Below are 16,969 nucleotides of genomic sequence, written 5' to 3'. Positions count from 1 at the left end.
GTTTTTTATGTTTGAAGAATTTCTCGAAGCCCTTCTTTGTTGAATAACAGATCTTCGAGTGTATATTCATCTAGGACACTCAGATAAGCGTGAAGAGCTTTGCCCAGAACACCGCGCAGACCGCAAATCGGCGAAATCGGGCAGCGGTTAGTCGCTGAATCAAAACATTCCACCAAATTGAAATCGTCTTCCATTCGCCTCACTACAGTTCCAACATTGATGTTTTGTGGAAGGTCGGCAAGGCGGATGCCGCCCCCTCTTCCTCTGACCGTCTGAATAAAACCGGCTTTGCCCAGTTCAAAGGTAACTTTCGTTAGATGGTTTTTTGATATATTATATGCTTCAGAAATTTCCTGTATCGTCGTCAGTTTATCTGGTTCCTTGGTGCCTAAATAAATCAAAACGCGTAATGAGAAGTCTGTATACATGGTCAATCTCATTCTTTTCACCTCTTCTGCATGTTCATTATAACGGCTTTTCAAGAAGTCTCAAAGTAATTGAACCTAATAGAATCTATCTGGAAAAGGAGTAGATCATTATGCTATCAGAAGAAACCCGCACAATTGTTAAATCCACTGTCCCCGTACTGGAGGAACATGGAGTAGCAATTACGACAAGGTTCTACAAGAACCTTTTTGAAGCCCATCCTGAATTGCTGAATATCTTTAACCATGCCAATCAAGCACAAGGCCGTCAGCAGACAGCACTGGCCAAAGCTGTTTATGCAGCTGCTGTCCATATCGATAACCTGGAAGAAATTCTTCCGGCAGTTGTCCAGATTGCCCATAAACATGTTTCTCTCGGTGTCTTGCCCGAACATTATCCAATTGTCGGTGAGTATTTGCTGAAAGCGATGAAGGAAGTTTTGGGTGATGCTGCAACTGATGAAATCATTGATGCTTGGGCAGAAGCTTACGGCGCCATTGCTGATGCTTTTATCGGTGTTGAAAAAGAGATGTATCAGCAAACCGCGGAACAGGAAAACGGTTGGAATTTCTTCAAGGATTTTATTGTCGCCCGGAAAGTGAAGGAAAGCGAAGTCATTACTTCCTTCTATTTGAAACCGGCTGACGGATCCAATGTGCCCCCTTACACACCCGGCCAATACATTTCTGTGCGGTTGGCGATGCCTGGTGAAGAATTTTTAGTGATTCGCCAGTACAGCCTATCACAAGCACCAAAGCCGGATGAATTCCGTATTTCCGTTAAACGCGAAAACGACAACGATCCGAATGGAGTTGTCTCCAACTACTTGCACAGCAGCATCAACGAGGGCGATCGCATTGAAGTGAGTGCACCTGCCGGCGTCTTCGTCCTCGATGCGACGAAGACATCACCCGTTGCATTTATCAGTGGTGGTGTAGGGATTACACCAATGATGAGTATGTTCGAAACTGTGGCAAATTCGACGCCTGCACGTCCAACCACGTTCCTTCATGGCGCACGGAATCCATTGCAGCAAGCATTTGATGACGATATCCAAGCATATGCCATGATGATGGACGATGCCCGTTACAAAACCGTCTACTCTGATGAGCCAAATGGTTTTATTACCCGGGAAATGCTCGAGGAATACGTCGATCCGGCAAGTGACGTCTATGTCTGCGGACCGGCGCCATTCATGGAAATCATGATTCGGGAACTGCACGGCATGGGCATTCCGGAAGAGCAGATCCATTATGAGTTCTTCGGCCCTGCAATGGATTTGAATACTAATAGTTAATGAAGATTCAGTGGCCTGGCTTATGCTGGGCTTTTTTTGTGTTTTCCAGAGGCTGAAGTTATTTCATAAAGTATTTCAATCGTTATGGAAAGTATTTTAATGCAATTAGAAAGTATTTCTGCCCAAATAGAAAGTATTTTTGGGAAATCGGAAAGTATAGCCAATAAATAGAAACGACCAATCCTTTTATGTAATTAAATATGAACAAATTCCTCTTCTCTCTTATGTCCGTCAAATCTACACGGGCGCTTCCACTTTTCCGTGTTGTGACTTTTCTGTGAAGTTAAATGTGTCTAAATTTTAAAGGTGTATTTTAAATATATCTTTAAAAAGGATATGGGCGTATAGTCAAGATATAGAAAACAAAAGGAGAGATTGAGCATGTTATCACAAGAGACAAGAACAATCATTAAATCCACAGTACCGGTATTGGAACAGCACGGAACAGCAATCACTACTGTATTCTACAAAAATATGTTTGAAGCGCATCCTGAACTTTTAAATATCTTTAATCACGCTAACCAGAAAAAAGGGCGTCAACAGGCTGCATTGGCAAACACGGTTTATGCCGCAGCCGTCCATATCGACAATTTGGAAGCCATTCTTCCAGCAGTTGTGCAAATCGCCAACAAACACGTAAGTTTAGGAATAAAACCTGAACATTATCCAATCGTCGGTGAATATTTGTTGAAAGCGATCAAAGAAGTATTGGGAGATGCCGCAACTGATGACATCATCAATGCCTGGGCAGAGGCTTACGGCGTCATCGCAGATGCCTTTATCGGCGTTGAAAAAGACATGTATGAAAAAATGGAAACGCAAGAAAACGGCTGGAGCTTCTTTAAAGAGTTCACTATTGTCCGCAAAGAGAAAGAAAGTGAAAACATCACTTCTTTCTATTTGAAGCCAGCTGATGGAAAAAATGTTCCGGCTTATCAGCCAGGCCAATACATCTCTGTCCGCATGTCCATTCCGGGTGAAGAGTATTTGTTCAACCGCCAGTACAGCCTTTCGCAAGCTGCACGGGAAGATGAGTTCCGCATTTCCGTGAAACGCGATGCGGACAACGATCCGAATGGCCGTGTATCCGTCTATCTCCACGACGAATTGAATGTCGGCGATTGCTTTGAAGTCAGCGCGCCTGCTGGAGAATTCGTCCTTGATACTAAAAAAGATACGCCGGTAGCATTTGTCAGCGGCGGTGTCGGCATCACACCGATGATGAGCATGTTCGAAACTGTGGCTACATTGACTCCCGAGCGTCCAACTGCTTTCCTTCATGCAGCGCGCAATGAAACCTTGCATGCTTTCGATAAAGATATCCAAAAATACGTTGCAGCTATGGATAATGCGAGCTATAAAACGCTTTATTCCGATCAGCCCCAAGGCTATATTACACGAGCGCTATTAGAAGAATATGTCGACATCACAGGCGATGTCTATGTATGCGGTCCCGTGCCTTTCATGGAAGCCATGATCCAAGAACTTCGGTCACTTGGCATGAAAGAAGAACAGATCCACTTTGAATTCTTCGGTCCAGCCGTAGCTTTGCAAACAGCATAATTCAACAACAAGCTGTCCGTTCATTCATCGGACAGCTTGTATATTCAAATTAAAAGGACCTGTCAAATTGACAGGTCCTTTTAACGATTATTTTATTGTTTTCATTTCATTTTGCGCAGCAGGTAAAGAAGATAAGGGGTTCCGATCAATGCCACGACCAAGCCGCTCGGAATGTCTTTCGGCGCAATCAGGATGCGTCCGACAAAGTCAGCCGTCACCAGCAGCAGACCACCAAGCAAGCCCGAAGCAAGCATCAGCGGCAAATGCCTGAAACCAACCAGGCGCCGGGCAATATGCGGAGCCACCAGCCCTACAAAGCCGATGGTGCCGACAATCGATACAGCAACCGTTGAAATGGCGACCCCGATAATCAGTGCCCACACGCGTGTAGACCGGATGTTTAGTCCCAGGCCAGCTGCAACATCATCACCAAAAGTCAGTGTATCCAGACTGCGCGTCAGATAAATGGCCGGCCACACGAAAATGGCCAACAAAATCAACGCGAATTGGACATCTTCCCACCCCTTGCCGTACGTACTTCCTGACAGCCATACCAATGCACTGGCCACTGCTAATTTCGCTTTGACAATAAAGACTTGTGTCGCTGCCGAGCCGAAAGCGGAAATGGCGATGCCCATCAAGGCAACCAGCATTGGCTGGAAATTATTCTTCCAGGCTGTTACAAGAATGATGCCAAGCGCCAGTGCCGCTCCGACAGTTGCACCAAGTGGCATGAATTCAGGCGGAATGGCTGGAAAAATGACCAATAGCAGCATCGCTCCGGCCCCTGCCATGGACGTAACCCCGAGCACACTGGCATCAGCCAATGGATTTCGCAGCACGCCTTGCAGTATGACGCCAGTGATTGCCAGCATCACTCCTACAATAAAGGAAGTCAAAACACGCGGCACCCGGAAATTCCAGACAACCGGCTCCATCCAGGCGAATGTCCAGGCAGAACCGTTAAAGCTTAAAGCCAATACGGTAATCCCTAAAATAATTACTACCAAAATCGGTACAATGAACTTCAAGCGGATTGGCTTCGTGGTGCCGCCCATTTGCCGCTCTCCGCGCTTCATCGATTTGGCCGTGCGCCATGCCAAATACAAAAGCCAAGGGCCACCGACCAATGCAGTCATCGCCCCTACCGGCACTTCCTGTCCAGGCTGGATCAATCTTCCCAACACGTCAGCACCGATTAAAAAGACACTGCCCCAAATAAAGGAATGGATGAAGATCTGGAGATGCCCGCGTATGCCCATCATCCGGACAATGTGAGGCGCCATCAGGCCGATAAAACCAATCGGCCCCACTACACTGACTGTCGCAGCCGCCAATACGATGGCGACGCCCCATGAGACAAGTTTCACCAACCGGACATTTTGCCCAAGGGAAGACGCAATGTCTTCTCCCAGCGATAAAATATCCATTGGTTTAGCCAACAACAACGCACCAATAAACATCAGCAGAATCACTGGTGCCGCAAATTTGACGCCTTCCCAATTCAATTGGACCAAGGTTCCTGAACCCCATAAGAACAAGCCATTAGTTTGATTTTCAAATAATAATTGAAGCGCTCCTGTAATCGAAGCAAAAAGCAGCGAGATGATCATCCCGGTCAACGCCACACGCACCGGTTCCATTTGTTTGCCGGCAAGTCCGACAACCATTAAAGAAGAGAGTACCGCCCCTAATAGAGCCGTGATGAACGGAAATCCACCGACCAAACCCGGAAAAAAAATGGTGGAAATAACAACAAAGAAAAATGCTCCGGCATTGATGCCCAATGTCCCCGGAGACGCCAATGGATTGTTCGTCAAGGTTTGAAGAACCGCTCCTGACACAGCTAAAGCTCCCCCAGCAAGCAAGCCGATGACAAGGCGCGGAAGCCGGAACGAGACCACAATGTCCTGAATTCTTCCCTCTGTCCAAACGCCTGTCAGCAATTCCTTAACGGTGTAATCAGCCTGTCCTTGTGTCAAATGGATAATAGACAGCGCAATAAGCAGGAAAAAGCCCGCTGTCAGAGAGACAGTGGACTTGTTCATTAATCTTCGGAGCATTAGTCAGTCACCAATACATCAGTGATTTGGTTCATCAATGTTTCAGCAGACAACGGTCCTCCATAAAGCCACGTATCCGCGCCTAAATCATACGTACGGCCTTCTTTGACAAAGGCAAGATTTTCCCAGACCGGGTTTCCTTTAAGCTGGTTTTCATAAATATTGTCTGTGTCAGGAACTGTATAGAGGTAGTTGGCATCTTCGTATTTCACCAATCCTTCTACATTGAATGTGCTGGAACCAAAGACTTCAAATTGATCCGGCTGATGGACATTATTCAGACCGATACGCTCTAAAATAATGGAAGCCATTGAGTTAGGCGTAAAGACACGAATTTCAGGAGCCTGTGCTCCGCTGTAGGCAAGCGTTAAAATAACATCTTTTGTTTTTAAGTTCGCCGCTTCAATTTCAGCAGCCTTTTCTTCATATTGCGCTTCCAGGTCAGTCAAAACCTGTTCGCCCTCGGCTGTCTTTCCTACCGCTTTAGCGATTTCAAGGAAAGTCGTTTCCATTTCCTGATACAGATCAATGCTTTCATCTTCAGGATAAGGATTGAAAATGACAGTTGGAGCAATCGTCTCCAATTGTTCGATCATTGCATCGTGGCGGAAGCTTACACCAATTATCAAGTCCGGTTCCAATGCAGCGATGGCTTCCAGATTCGGTTCCTGCCGCCCACCGACATCGACAACGGTTTCATCCAATTGCGGTTCGATGTTTACGTAATCCCCGTATTCCGCAATATCGGCCATTCCCGCCGGCTGGACACCGACTGCCAATAAATCTTCCGCATACGTCCATTCAAGAACAACTACTTTTTTAGCTGGCGCATCCAACGTCACTTCACCGTTGGTTCCTTGAATCGTCACTGGCTCCGCTTCTTTCGATGGCGTTGCTGTTTCTTCTTCAGTTGATGAACAAGCTGCTAATATAAGTATAAGAAATGCTGCTATGACCAGTAATAATCGCTGTTTCATTTTGTAATCCCCCAAGCGTTTTGATAACGATTCTCAATACGTCTTTATTCTAGGTCTATCTGTCACATTTGTAAAGTGTTTTCTAGCAAACGTAGTGAAAATTGTTCTCATTTGATAAGAATTTATGCTATAGTAACGGTAACGAAAATCCTATCAATGAGATTACAGCACTAGATATGGAGGAATTCTGCAATGACAACAGCGGTCAAAACCAACGATTTATCAATTGGCTATACCGATAATCTGCTTTTTGAAAATTTGAATTTATCGATTCCGCGCGGCGAGATTTCGGTATTTGTCGGCAGCAACGGCTGCGGCAAGTCAACGCTTCTTCGCTCGATTGCGCGTTTACTTAAACCTCAAGAAGGTTCTATATTATTGGAAGGCAAAGAAGTGCACAACATGTCTTCACGAGAAGTTGCGAAGAAGATGGGCATCCTTCCCCAATCACCGGTTTCACCGGAAGGTCTGACAGTACATGATTTGGTCAAACAAGGCCGTTACCCACATCAGTCGTGGCTAAAACGCTGGACTGAAGAAGATACGGAAAAAGTTGAAGCCGCTATGAAAGCGACTCGCGTCGATGAATTCCGCGACAAGCCAGTTGATGAATTGTCGGGTGGCCAGCGCCAGCGTGCTTGGATCGCGATGACGCTTGCACAGGACACAGAGATTATTCTATTGGACGAGCCGACTACTTATTTGGACATGACACATCAAATTGAAATTCTGGATTTGCTGTTCGAGCTGAATGAAACGCAGGGGCGCACCATTATTATGGTTCTTCATGACTTGAACCTGGCTTCCCGTTATGCGCATAATATTATCGCCATTAAAGACGGCGAAGTGTTCGGGCAGGGCACACCAGAAAACGTCATCAATTGTGACTTGGTGCGTTCGGTCTTCGGAATGGAATGCCAAGTATCCAAAGACCCATTATTCGGCACTCCCCACTGTGTTCCGTTCGGCAGAGGACGCTGCATCGTTCCTGAAATCCGGCAAGCATTGAGCAGTGCCCAATAATGGAGAAACTCGATCTTTTTCAAGTTCATCTCCGACCGAATGCTACTGGATTTATGACTTTATCTGAAGGTATGGAAAATCGTTCTCTTGAACTGATCGCAAAAGTTCGCCAAGAATCCGGAGCACCCACTGAAGCCGTAGCAACGTCTGTCTTCATGCGGCGCTTCGGTTTTTTCATGTCCGCTCAGCTCTATTTATTGGCACATCAGCAAGTATGGGCAGGCCCGCTCGATGAAATCCATTTGACTGACGCCGAATATGGCATTGCTTTCGAACTGGATGGGAAGTGGATGAGGCAGCGCCAGGAAGGCGACCTCGAAATGGTGTTAAAGGAATATGGATGGCCAGTTGTAGAGCAGTTCCGAAAAATCGGACCTGTTTCTAAACTGATTCTGTGGGAGAACATCTGGGGATATGTTATCTGGATGTATGGCATGGAAGATTCAGCACAGGCACAACAGGATCTCCAGGATTTATTGGCGGATTCATTTTGGCAGCCCGAAATGCGCAAATCGCATTTCAAGCAGTTTTTGGACGGACACAGTCTGGAACAGTCACAAGCCGAGTACAAACGTGTCACATGCTGCCTCTACAAAGAGTTGCCCGAAACAGACAAATGCCCTTATTGCCCTTTACGAAAATAAACGCCCTGCTGTTGAGCAGGGCGTTTCAGACTGTAGACAAAGTCTATTCAAAATGAATAACAGTGTACACCTCCAACCGGAGTGGCCACTTCGCTTTCCGTGGGCTCAGCTTCAGCCTTCTCGTCACTGGCGTTCCTGCGGGGTCTTCAGCTTTCGTCGCTGCGCTGCTCCCACAGGAGTCTTCGTGGCCAACCCGGTTGGAAGCGTCCCGCTTCAAAAAAGGGAGAGCAAGCTAGCCAGTCACATAAAAAATAGCTCAAATGAAACGAATCATCACATGACTGAAAGATCCGAAGCGCAAGGCGGCGACTCCTGCGGGATAGCGAAGTGTCGAAATCCACTCGGACCCGAGTCCGAGTTAGTTCGGCGCGAGCCCGCGGAAAGCGTCCGCCTGGAGCGCAGGATCTGGTGTAAACAAGATAAAATGAATAATTATTCTTTAAAAGATATCACTATTCTTTTGTCTACAAGCTGAAACGTCCTACTGTTGAGCAGGGCGTTTTCCTTTTGTATCTTTCAAGTCCTTATTTCAGAAACTCCAGCCGATTGCCGAACGGATCGAAAATAAAAAAACGTTCGACTCCGGGAATGCTGTCGTCTTCCCTCACTTCAACATCGTTTGCTGTCAAATAATCTTTCAGCTCAACGTAGCCGCTTACACGGAATGCAGGATGTGCTTTTTTTGCTGGCGCAAAAGGTTCTTCAACGCCCACATGCAATTGCTGCTCGCCGAACTGGAACCATACTCCGCCTCTTCCTTTAAGAGGCTCCGGTTTTTCAATTTCCAGCATGCCCAGAATGCCAGCGTAGAATTCTCTGGCGGCCGTTTCTTCGCCTGCAGGCGCCGCGACTTGTACGTGATCGATTCGTAAAATAGAAAATCCCATCTTATCACTCCCTCTCCACAAGTTTAGCTAATTTAATTTAAAAAGAATATGCAATTGTTTTTAAGATTTGCCATAAGATAATCCTATCACTTTGCAAACGATCTCATTTTGCCGTAGCATGAAAAATAAAGAGGTGATCCAGATGACACTTCCCCAACAAGCCCGCTATGCATTGAGCAACCAATCAGTAGCAGTGGACCGCCCCCTGCAACAACCGCTCAGCCAAGACATCCCGGCTATGATCGAAGAATTGAAAACTTGGTGCGGAACCGATAATGCCGGAGTAGCAGTATCTTTTTTCTTTCGCCAGTATTCCTTGTTTATCACTGCCCAATTCGGGCTGATTCATCAGTATGGCGGTTATTTTTCGGTTCCTTGGCGCGAACTGCAATTTGATCGTGTCCATAACTACGGTTTGCCGCTTTTGCAGACACATGTACAATCATCAGATTTCCAAATGATTGCACCACATGAAAGACATCAAGCATTTCACGAAATTCTCTACCGGCAAGTCGATGAGTTGCTGAATGAATTCAAGACATACATAAAAATATCCCCCATCACTTGCTGGGAGAATGTGCTGGGCTCAGTTCTATGGTTTTATGCCGGAATGGAGTCCCGGGATCCACGAAAAGCTGCCGAAGATATGGATTGGCTATTGGATTCCGCAAATTGGAAACCCGTCAAAACTTCTTATATGGCCAAGCTCCTTGGTGATAAATCGTTGCAGCAAGCCGTTTCCAAGCCCCTTCGCAAAACGTGCTGCTTATATAAAGAATTGCCGTCTTTTGATACCTGTACATTTTGTCCAAAACCTAATTAAAACACCTCAGCAAAATGCTGAGGTGTTTTAATTAGACTTCAAATACTTCATGAAGGATTTTACCGGGGTCGTTGTTGATCAAATTTTTATATACGCAGCTGGTCGGTTTCTTTTGCAGCGCTTTTGAAAATGATTTGGCATGTTCTGCTTCCCCAACCACATGGATTTCTTCCCATTTGCGTTCTTTCTTCAATTTCTCGATTTTGCTGCCCATGTCTTTGTAAAAGCGTTCGAGATTCTCTTTTAAGCGATGGTCCAACTCATCAACTGGGCTTCCGCCGCCGCTGCCGCCAATAACCGGACTGTTGCCGCCAGCTGCACCGCCGCCAGTCGAACCAGCTCCTGATCTTCCCTGAATACGGCCGGAACTGCGTACGCCTTTCTGTTCTGTCCATACTTCTAGTCCAGCATCAAACTCATAGAAGAATTCTTCGTTGATGATCCCCATTGAAGTATCAATTACACGGATTCCCTTAAAGCTGGGCAAAATGATGCCCGCGTAAGGATACGCTTTATACATATATCGAAGCTCTTCTAAAACTGGCTTAGTTTCCCAATGAAAACTTGTTTTAACTGGAACTTGCACATAGTGCACGGACCAGAGATCATTATGCGGTGATGCAAAAATAACGACACCCTTTTGGAGGTCGTTTTGGTTGTCCAAAATTTCCTTCTCCACTTTTTTTCTTAAGGTTTTATAAGCCTGCATTTCTTTTTCATCATTGGATGCTTTTAAATATTCGTCTAATCGTTTTAATCCATTTTTCAGATGGATTTTCCAAGCCCCGTTTTGGGCATTCAAATCAGCTGGATTGGTATTCAGATAAACACTTAACACGCAACGGTCTGGACATTCAAAACTTTTCAATTCCTGGATTTCGTCGTATAAAGTCATTCATTCATCATCCTCCTTATATTCCATGCTTGTTACTTGATTACCCTGAAGAACTTTATTTAAACGAATCTTCTGAATGATTATCAGAACAACGTTTAAAATCTTCGAGCAGTGGTAAATAGAAAGTACGACAAAAAACTATAAGGGAGTGTGTAATAGAATGGAAAACATCAACAAACAAGTTGAAGACAAATTAAAGAACACAGATGACAAGAAAAAAGAGCAGATCTTAGCTGACTTCTCCGTATTCATCAATTACTTAGGTGATAAGGTGGAAATTGGTGAGAAGATGGGCTTGAGTGAAGAACGCATCGCCCAGTTGGCCGAGAAAGTAGCTGGATATTTAGCTAAAAAAGAAGATCCGAAAAACAGTGAAGAATATTTATTGCAGCGCTTATGGCAGGTTGGCGATAAAGAACAGCAGCATATGCTCGCACACATGCTTGTGAAATTGGCGAAAGAGCAAAACTAAATCATAAAAAGGCCTTCCTCAATGGGAAGGCCTTTTTTCATAGAGTTTGAACATCAACAAGTAAACAAAACCGCTGGCAAGCGCAAGCAAGCCCAGCACACCAAACGTCCATGCAAAACCGAACCAGGCCGTCATCGGAATCGATAAAGGTGCAATCATCCGGCCAATTGTATACCGCAGACTCGCCGCTGCGAAATATTGGCCCCGCATGTCCTCTGGCGCCAATTTGGAAATGAAGTTCTGCTGCAGCCCGACCACCATCAATTCCGCAAAAGTAAAGACAGCCATCGCAACCACGAACATCCAGAACCAAGAAGTTAACGGGAACAGCCACATTGCCAATCCGTAGAATGCAGCCGAAGTGAAGAACACCCATTTCTCAGGGAACTTGGTCATCCACCGTGTGATAATCACCGTCAACAACGCCACAAACAATCCATTTTCAGCTAATAAAATACCAAAGGAAGTTTCTCCTGTGACGGACCACTCACGCCCAAAAAGTGAAGCCACCGTCTGGCTGTCGATCGTTTCTTTCAAGTAGACTGGAATCAGCAAGTCCAATTGCATAAAGGTCTGGGCTCCTAAAACTCCTGCGATGATGAACAATAAAAACAACCGGTCTTTAAAGATCAGTCCATACTCTTTAAATTGTTTCGAAATTGCTCCGACCCACCCTGTTGCCGTTTGGGATTGCCATTTTTCCACCATTGCCTGCGACAAAGTTTCTTTTGTCAATAACCTCAGCACTAGGCCTAACATCATCGAAATGGCTGTAACGGCCAACAACAATTCAAAACGGTAAGAAAAGAACAGCACGGCGCCGAAAAGCGGACCTACTACAACCGCAATATTCAAGGTTGTATAGAAAATGGCAAAAACATCACTGCGGTATTTTTCCGGTACAACATCCGCAATCATGGCTTGGCTAGCCGGCCAATAAAGAGATCCGCACATTCCAGCAAGCGTAAATGCCACAAATCCGAGTTCTGGAGATTGCAGCCAAGGTGAATTGGCAAATGCGAAAATCAGAAACGACAATCCTTGAGCGACGGAAGCCACCACCAGCATACGCCGGCGTCCAAAGCGATCCGCGCAATAGCCGCCCACCAGGTTTGCCGCCACAGAAAACACTTGGGAAATCACCAGCAGCAAACCCGCTGTCCCTTTGCCGAACTCTTCCGCAAAATATATCGCTAAAAACGGGAATACCATCCAATAACTTGTATTCATGAAAAATTCGCCTACAAGGCGAACTTTTAAACTTCGATCCCAATCCTTCAATCTCATTCCCGTTTCCCCACGTTCGTCTTTATGTCACCACTGTTTTGACAGAGGTGCTGTTACATCAGCTCCAATAATCGGTAGCTCAAGCAAATATCGATCATCAAGTCTTTTCGCTCTTTGGCGAATTGAATGGAGATCCGTTCTTTGTCGCGCTCAATAATTTTTCCCGCACCGAAAACACGATGCCGGACTTGGACTCCTTCACGCAAGTCATCTTCTGAATCGATGGCATTCGGATTATCCGGTACTTTTACTTTAATCGGTGTTTTGACAGCTGTGCGCTGTGGGCTCACTTGCCGTTTTTCAGGGATGATCAAGTTACGCACTTCCCCCACAAACCGAGATTCGCTGTCGTAGCTGATCAGTTCCAAATGATTTTTAGCCCTCGTCATTCCCACGTAAAACAGACGGCGCGCTTCTTCCAACGTATCAGGTGTTTCCGCATCTTCTTCTGTCGGAATGACGCCTTCCACTAAATCAATCATGTATACCCGTTCAAACTCCAAACCTTTAGAGCTATGGAAAGTCGACAAGGTCAGCATATCGTCGGTTTTTTCAACCTTAGCCTGCTGCGTCACCTGCTCCAATTGTTTCAAACGTTTCGCAAAAGCTGTCATGGATTCAAGCGGTTCTGCAATTTGTTCCAATGTCGTTAAAATCTGTGCCAAGTATGTCATTTTCATACCGAATTTTTCGGCTCGGCTTGCCAGCATCTGGTCATAGCCCATTTCGCTTCGAATCGTTCGGATAACTTTCAATGGCTTCATGCCATTCAGCGCAGCGAACCATTTTTTCTGCTCAGCCAAAATGCGTAACTGGTAATCTTTCAAAGTGATGGTCAAATTGATTTCATCAAAAGCATTCTTGCCTGTCGGTTTCATGCGGCTAAGCATCTTCAGCTGGCTGCCTGACCAGTAGGCATTGGTTTTCGAAGCGACTTTAGAATAGATGTCAATGCGTTCGGGCTTTAAGCTGAAGCGCATAAAATTCAGCATGTCTTCCACAATCCAATGAGAGAAAAAGCGGTTATCGGCATCTTTCATGTAAAAAGGGATACCTAAGCGTTCAAGCTCGCTCATCAGCAGCGTAGAAGATGAGTTGTTGCGGTAAAGAATGGCTACATCTCCGTAATCACTTAATTCCTTGAGCTCTTTCATCAGGTATTTGAACTGGGCCTCTTCAGAACTCAACCGCTTTAACACAATGGGATCGCCTTCGGGTTGCTTAGTGAACATATTTTTGTCATGGCGTTTTTTATTGGTTTTGATAAATTGGTTGGCGGTGTGGACAATGTTCTGGGAAGACCGGTAATTGCGTTCCATTTTCATAATATAAGCATCGGGATAAACTGTTCGGAACTTCAACAGATATGTCGGTTCGGCAGCTCTCCATGTATAAATGGACTGGTCATCATCGGCGACGACACAAAGGTTTTTATGGTGGGCCACCAGTTTTTCCACGATGGCATGCTGAATTAACGAAGTATCTTGGCTTTCATCCGTCATGACGTAATCCCAGCGATTCTGGTATTTTGCCAATAAGGTTTTATCCTTATCAAGTGCCTCAAAAGCCAGCGATAACATATCGTCAAAATCAACTAACCTTACGTCATAGTTTTCTTTAAAGGCTTCGTATGTTTTTAGAATTTCGATGGCTCCTGGAAAAGGTTCCTTCAGTTTGGCCCACTGTTTTCTGGGAAGCATTTTGTTTTTGACAAAACTGATAAAGGAAATCAATTCCTCCAATTGATCATCAGTGATCGGCTCGTCATTTTCAGTTTGGTACATTTCACGAAGCAACTTTTTCTTATGAAGGCCATTCGTTTCACTGCCTTCTATCATGACGTACCGTGACCCTGAAAAATAATCACGGGTAATCTGAAACGCTAAGCTATGGATCGTCGAAAAATCAATCGGCTGCAAAGTAGGGAAAAACCGTTTATACCGCTCGAGCATGTCATTTGCTGAGGCTTTACTGAAAGTAATGGCTTTGATCCGGTGCGGCGATACCCGTTTTTCTTCGATGAGGTAACCGATACGCATAATCATTGTCGTTGTCTTGCCAGATCCCGGGCAAGCGAGCAATAGCAACGGCCCTTCTGTTCGCTCTACCGCTTTTCGTTGTATCTTATTTAATTGGACTCCAAGTTCCTGTTTTTTGCGTTCAAAGAATTGGCTCATTGTAAGAGACTCCTTCATTTTTCAATACCCTTATATTAACACAAAAACGGACCCCAATTAACGGGTCCGTTTCTCTTCAAGCAGATGAAATACAATGTTTTTTTTAGTTTTAATGCCCGGCAAAACTGGACAGGCACTTCCGCTTTTCTTCATTGTCCAGACTCCGGCAGCCAGTCCCTCGAGTCGCTTCAGCCTTTCCAGCAATGGCACAGAACGCCATTACCGGCAAGGCTTCCAGCGCTTGTCGGGACTACACGGCTGCCTGCGCTTTTCTATTAAATAAAGTTCTTTTCGTCTGGTTTGCTGATTGGATCTGCGTTTCGTTTGTCTTTTCTGAATGCCGGGTCTTCGTAATGGCGGTCATCCAGTTCAACAGCCTTTTCTTCCCGTTCTTCTTCTATGACACGGGGTCCTTCTGATTCGAGCTTGTCTTCTTGAATTGCGGTTTTCTCATTTTCCGGCAGTTCAAACGCATCCTGTGCATCTGTATCGACGAAGAGCAGTAATTTGCCATTCTGCACGTCGCGGTAATAATGTTCGGATTCATTTTCATCAATGCCCATATCTGAAAATGCTTGATGGACTTTTTGATCACCAGTTAAGAATGTGGCAAATCGGTCTGCCCATCCACCTTCAGAGGCGTGGGCCTCTACATCTGACTTTCCTCTGACCAGCGACAATTGATTGTCGGATTTAGCCATAATATACATATCTTTTTCCAGATAACCGTCTTTTTTCAGTTCCTCGATTTTCTGGAGAACATTTTCTTCCGTATCATACGTTTCGATAATTCGATTTGGCATCATCATCGCTCCTTTAAGGGGTTACTGTATTTTACCCTCACTCAAGGAGTGCGAAACAATGCCTACTTTCCGGAAAGAATCTCACAAACCCGTCCGACTTGTCCGTCTTCCAGACGCACTTTGATGCCATGCGGATGAGTTGCCGAGTTGGTCAATAAATCTTTGACCACACCACGTGTTTTTTTACCAGAACGCTGATCCTGCTTTAAAATCACATTCACTTCAATCCCTGGTTTTACATCACTTCTTTTTTTACCGTCCATATCTATCCCTCCTTGCTTTCTTCTATCATACGCTATTCCTAACAGCTGAACAAAATTCTTCAAATCAAAACCAATAATGGCCATCAATCTTTTGCTCTGCCGTCACCCGCTCTTTGCGCCCTCAAACTTCCAAAAATCCATAATAAAAAGGCGGGGAATATCCCCCGCCTTCAAGCATTCCAGCGATTATAAACGATCGCGGTCTGTACGGTCTGTACGGTTTTTGCGCGTTAACTCATCATCCGTCAAATTGGTATCTTCATCGATATCCGCTTCTTCACGGCGTACAGTTTCATTGACAGTTTCCGTGTCCTGGACTTTGCGCTTGCCTACCACAATCTCTTCAGCAACTACGTCTTTTTTCGTTACTTCGACGCGTTCTTCTGTTACTGGAATGTGGATGTTTTCGCCTTCTTGATAAGCGTCTCCAGTTAAACCGGAATCTTTATCAAACGAATTTCCTGTCGTTTCTTCATTTACAGGCCGGCGTTCTACATAGACTTCTTCGCGTTCTACAGGCACTTCGATTGTTTGATTTTCTTCAACAACGTGTTTGCCGACATTTACTTCACCGGTTTGTACACGCTCTTTGTCAACATTCAAACGCTCTTCATGCAAGCGAAGTTTCTCTTCTTCCGTGCCTGTGCGGTTAAGGTCTGTATCTGTACGGTTCAAATCACGATTTGTGTCATCAAATCGGTCTGTGCGGTTGACGTCGTCCACCGTACGATCTGATCCTAATCCGAAGCCTGTGCCTGAATCTCTTCCGACACCTGCAGTTTCTGAGGTGCCACTGCTGAATTTATCGTCTTTTTTATTGTAGTAAACATCATTTTCTTCATTTGTGTCGACTGTTAAGCCGTCTCTTCCTACTGCCTCATCGTCTTTATGAGTTCTGGCTGATCCTAATCCAGAAGCTCCGGCAGCTCCAGCTGCGCCCATTGTGCCAGCTGCACCGCTTGTAGACGTATTGTCGTATGGTGCTTTGCCTTCATAGTTCGCGCCGTATTCACGGTCTACAAATAATAAGATTTTGCCGTTCTGTACTTCTTTGTAATAACGGTCAGCTTCTGCTTCATCTACACCCATTCCTGAGAATGCCTGGCGTGTAGGTTCATCACCTGACAAGAAGCCCATGAACTTATCCATCCAGTTTCCTTCAGATGATTTGTAATCTACATCTGTGCGTCCCCGGACCATTGAAATTTGATCTTTGTCCCGTGCCATTACGTACATATCTTCTTCGCGGGAACCTTGTGCTTTCAGTTCCTCGATTTTTCTTAATACTTCCGTTTCGCTGTCGAACGTTCCCATAAATTTATTGTTGGCCATTTTCTATTCCTCCAATTTTTTATGCGTATTTTGAAAA

Annotated in this window: 17 protein-coding genes; 7 read left to right on the top strand and 10 right to left on the bottom strand. The window is 45.2% G+C overall.

Annotation, left to right across the window (positions count from 1 at the left end):
* Positions 1-5: 5 nt before the first annotated feature.
* Complete coding sequence (locus QMA01_RS10545) at positions 6-440, bottom strand: RrF2 family transcriptional regulator (protein WP_191715043.1); 435 nt, start codon at positions 438-440, stop codon at positions 6-8.
* A 98-nt stretch (positions 441-538) separates the two neighbouring features.
* Here QMA01_RS10545 and hmpA (QMA01_RS10540) point away from each other — a divergent pair, with 98 nt between their 5' ends.
* Entirely contained in the window at positions 539-1,723 is a 1,185-nt protein-coding gene (hmpA, locus tag QMA01_RS10540; RefSeq protein ID WP_290214940.1) for an NO-inducible flavohemoprotein, read from the top strand.
* 381 nt (positions 1,724-2,104) lie between these two features.
* Positions 2,105-3,286, top strand: a complete 1,182-nt coding sequence (gene hmpA / locus QMA01_RS10535; RefSeq protein WP_290214939.1) for an NO-inducible flavohemoprotein — start codon at positions 2,105-2,107, stop codon at positions 3,284-3,286.
* Positions 3,287-3,387: 101 nt separating this feature from the next.
* Here the strand turns inward: hmpA (QMA01_RS10535) and QMA01_RS10530 are convergent, their stop codons facing one another.
* A complete protein-coding gene (locus QMA01_RS10530) occupies positions 3,388-5,349 on the bottom strand; it encodes an iron ABC transporter permease (RefSeq protein ID WP_290214938.1) in 1,962 nt (653 codons plus the stop codon).
* On the bottom strand, positions 5,349-6,326 hold the full coding sequence (locus tag QMA01_RS10525; protein WP_191715040.1) for an ABC transporter substrate-binding protein: 978 nt from the start codon (positions 6,324-6,326) through the stop codon (positions 5,349-5,351). Before QMA01_RS10525 ends, QMA01_RS10530 begins: the two co-directional genes overlap by 1 nt.
* A 192-nt stretch (positions 6,327-6,518) precedes the next feature.
* Between QMA01_RS10525 and QMA01_RS10520 the strand changes: the two genes are divergently transcribed.
* Positions 6,519-7,349 carry an ABC transporter ATP-binding protein gene (locus tag QMA01_RS10520; protein ID WP_191715039.1) on the top strand — a complete coding sequence of 277 codons (831 nt, stop codon included), beginning with the start codon at positions 6,519-6,521 and terminating at the stop codon, positions 7,347-7,349.
* Positions 7,349-7,993, top strand: coding sequence for a hypothetical protein (locus tag QMA01_RS10515; RefSeq protein ID WP_191715038.1), 645 nt, complete (start codon positions 7,349-7,351; stop codon positions 7,991-7,993). The genes QMA01_RS10520 and QMA01_RS10515 overlap by 1 nt, the downstream gene beginning before the upstream one ends.
* 524 nt (positions 7,994-8,517) lie before the next feature.
* Here the strand turns inward: QMA01_RS10515 and QMA01_RS10510 are convergent.
* A complete protein-coding gene (locus tag QMA01_RS10510) occupies positions 8,518-8,880 on the bottom strand; it encodes a VOC family protein (RefSeq protein WP_290214937.1) in 363 nt (120 codons plus the stop codon).
* 142 nt (positions 8,881-9,022) lie between these two features.
* On the opposite strand from QMA01_RS10510, the gene QMA01_RS10505 reads away from it, so the two are divergent.
* A complete protein-coding gene (locus QMA01_RS10505) occupies positions 9,023-9,703 on the top strand; it encodes a (2Fe-2S)-binding protein (RefSeq protein ID WP_290214936.1) in 681 nt (226 codons plus the stop codon).
* A gap of 31 nt (positions 9,704-9,734) precedes the next feature.
* Here the strand turns inward: QMA01_RS10505 and QMA01_RS10500 are convergent, their stop codons facing one another.
* Entirely contained in the window at positions 9,735-10,598 is an 864-nt protein-coding gene (locus QMA01_RS10500) for a VLRF1 family aeRF1-type release factor (protein ID WP_191715035.1), read from the bottom strand.
* 160 nt (positions 10,599-10,758) lie between these two features.
* Between QMA01_RS10500 and QMA01_RS10495 the strand changes: the two genes are divergently transcribed.
* On the top strand, positions 10,759-11,070 hold the full coding sequence (locus QMA01_RS10495) for a DUF3243 domain-containing protein (protein ID WP_191715034.1): 312 nt from the start codon (positions 10,759-10,761) through the stop codon (positions 11,068-11,070).
* An 18-nt stretch (positions 11,071-11,088) separates the two neighbouring features.
* Here the strand turns inward: QMA01_RS10495 and QMA01_RS10490 are convergent, their stop codons facing one another.
* Positions 11,089-12,357: an MDR family MFS transporter gene (locus QMA01_RS10490; protein ID WP_290214935.1), complete on the bottom strand. Its 1,269-nt coding sequence runs from the start codon at positions 12,355-12,357 to the stop codon at positions 11,089-11,091.
* 53 nt (positions 12,358-12,410) lie between these two features.
* Positions 12,411-14,534, bottom strand: coding sequence for an ATP-dependent helicase (locus QMA01_RS10485; protein ID WP_290214934.1), 2,124 nt, complete (start codon positions 14,532-14,534; stop codon positions 12,411-12,413).
* Between the two features lie 94 nt (positions 14,535-14,628).
* Between QMA01_RS10485 and QMA01_RS10480 the strand changes: the two genes are divergently transcribed.
* Positions 14,629-14,817, top strand: a complete 189-nt coding sequence (locus QMA01_RS10480; protein ID WP_290214933.1) for a hypothetical protein — start codon at positions 14,629-14,631, stop codon at positions 14,815-14,817.
* Here QMA01_RS10480 and QMA01_RS10475 read toward each other — a convergent pair.
* From QMA01_RS10475 to QMA01_RS10465, 3 genes are all read right to left on the bottom strand, one after another.
* Complete coding sequence (locus QMA01_RS10475; protein ID WP_191715031.1) at positions 14,810-15,337, bottom strand: YflT domain-containing protein; 528 nt, start codon at positions 15,335-15,337, stop codon at positions 14,810-14,812. The two genes, QMA01_RS10480 and QMA01_RS10475, sit on opposite strands and share 8 nt — an antisense overlap.
* Before the next feature lie 62 nt (positions 15,338-15,399).
* Positions 15,400-15,600 carry a YwbE family protein gene (locus QMA01_RS10470; RefSeq protein ID WP_191715030.1) on the bottom strand — a complete coding sequence of 67 codons (201 nt, stop codon included), beginning with the start codon at positions 15,598-15,600 and terminating at the stop codon, positions 15,400-15,402.
* A gap of 186 nt (positions 15,601-15,786) precedes the next feature.
* On the bottom strand, positions 15,787-16,932 hold the full coding sequence (locus QMA01_RS10465; RefSeq protein WP_203338953.1) for a DUF2382 domain-containing protein: 1,146 nt from the start codon (positions 16,930-16,932) through the stop codon (positions 15,787-15,789).
* Positions 16,933-16,969: the final 37 nt, after the last annotated feature.

The organism is Planococcus notacanthi (assembly GCF_030407825.1).
GTDB classification, from domain to species: domain Bacteria; phylum Bacillota; class Bacilli; order Bacillales_A; family Planococcaceae; genus Planococcus; species Planococcus notacanthi.
This window is presented reverse-complemented; position numbering and strand designations above follow the sequence as displayed.

Coding starts and splice junctions, on each gene's coding strand:
- QMA01_RS10545 (WP_191715043.1), bottom strand. CDS start 440: ATGAGATTGACCATGTATACAGACTTCTCATTACGCGTTTTGATTTAT.
- QMA01_RS10505 (WP_290214936.1), top strand. CDS start 9,023: ATGACACTTCCCCAACAAGCCCGCTATGCATTGAGCAACCAATCAGTA.
- QMA01_RS10465 (WP_203338953.1), bottom strand. CDS start 16,932: ATGGCCAACAATAAATTTATGGGAACGTTCGACAGCGAAACGGAAGTA.
- QMA01_RS10510 (WP_290214937.1), bottom strand. CDS start 8,880: ATGGGATTTTCTATTTTACGAATCGATCACGTACAAGTCGCGGCGCCT.
- QMA01_RS10515 (WP_191715038.1), top strand. CDS start 7,349: ATGGAGAAACTCGATCTTTTTCAAGTTCATCTCCGACCGAATGCTACT.
- QMA01_RS10530 (WP_290214938.1), bottom strand. CDS start 5,349: ATGCTCCGAAGATTAATGAACAAGTCCACTGTCTCTCTGACAGCGGGC.
- QMA01_RS10480 (WP_290214933.1), top strand. CDS start 14,629: ATGTTTTTTTTAGTTTTAATGCCCGGCAAAACTGGACAGGCACTTCCG.
- QMA01_RS10475 (WP_191715031.1), bottom strand. CDS start 15,337: ATGCCAAATCGAATTATCGAAACGTATGATACGGAAGAAAATGTTCTC.
- QMA01_RS10485 (WP_290214934.1), bottom strand. CDS start 14,534: ATGAGCCAATTCTTTGAACGCAAAAAACAGGAACTTGGAGTCCAATTA.
- QMA01_RS10490 (WP_290214935.1), bottom strand. CDS start 12,357: ATGAGATTGAAGGATTGGGATCGAAGTTTAAAAGTTCGCCTTGTAGGC.
- QMA01_RS10470 (WP_191715030.1), bottom strand. CDS start 15,600: ATGGACGGTAAAAAAAGAAGTGATGTAAAACCAGGGATTGAAGTGAAT.
- QMA01_RS10500 (WP_191715035.1), bottom strand. CDS start 10,598: ATGACTTTATACGACGAAATCCAGGAATTGAAAAGTTTTGAATGTCCA.
- QMA01_RS10520 (WP_191715039.1), top strand. CDS start 6,519: ATGACAACAGCGGTCAAAACCAACGATTTATCAATTGGCTATACCGAT.
- QMA01_RS10495 (WP_191715034.1), top strand. CDS start 10,759: ATGGAAAACATCAACAAACAAGTTGAAGACAAATTAAAGAACACAGAT.
- QMA01_RS10525 (WP_191715040.1), bottom strand. CDS start 6,326: ATGAAACAGCGATTATTACTGGTCATAGCAGCATTTCTTATACTTATA.
- hmpA (WP_290214939.1), top strand. CDS start 2,105: ATGTTATCACAAGAGACAAGAACAATCATTAAATCCACAGTACCGGTA.
- hmpA (WP_290214940.1), top strand. CDS start 539: ATGCTATCAGAAGAAACCCGCACAATTGTTAAATCCACTGTCCCCGTA.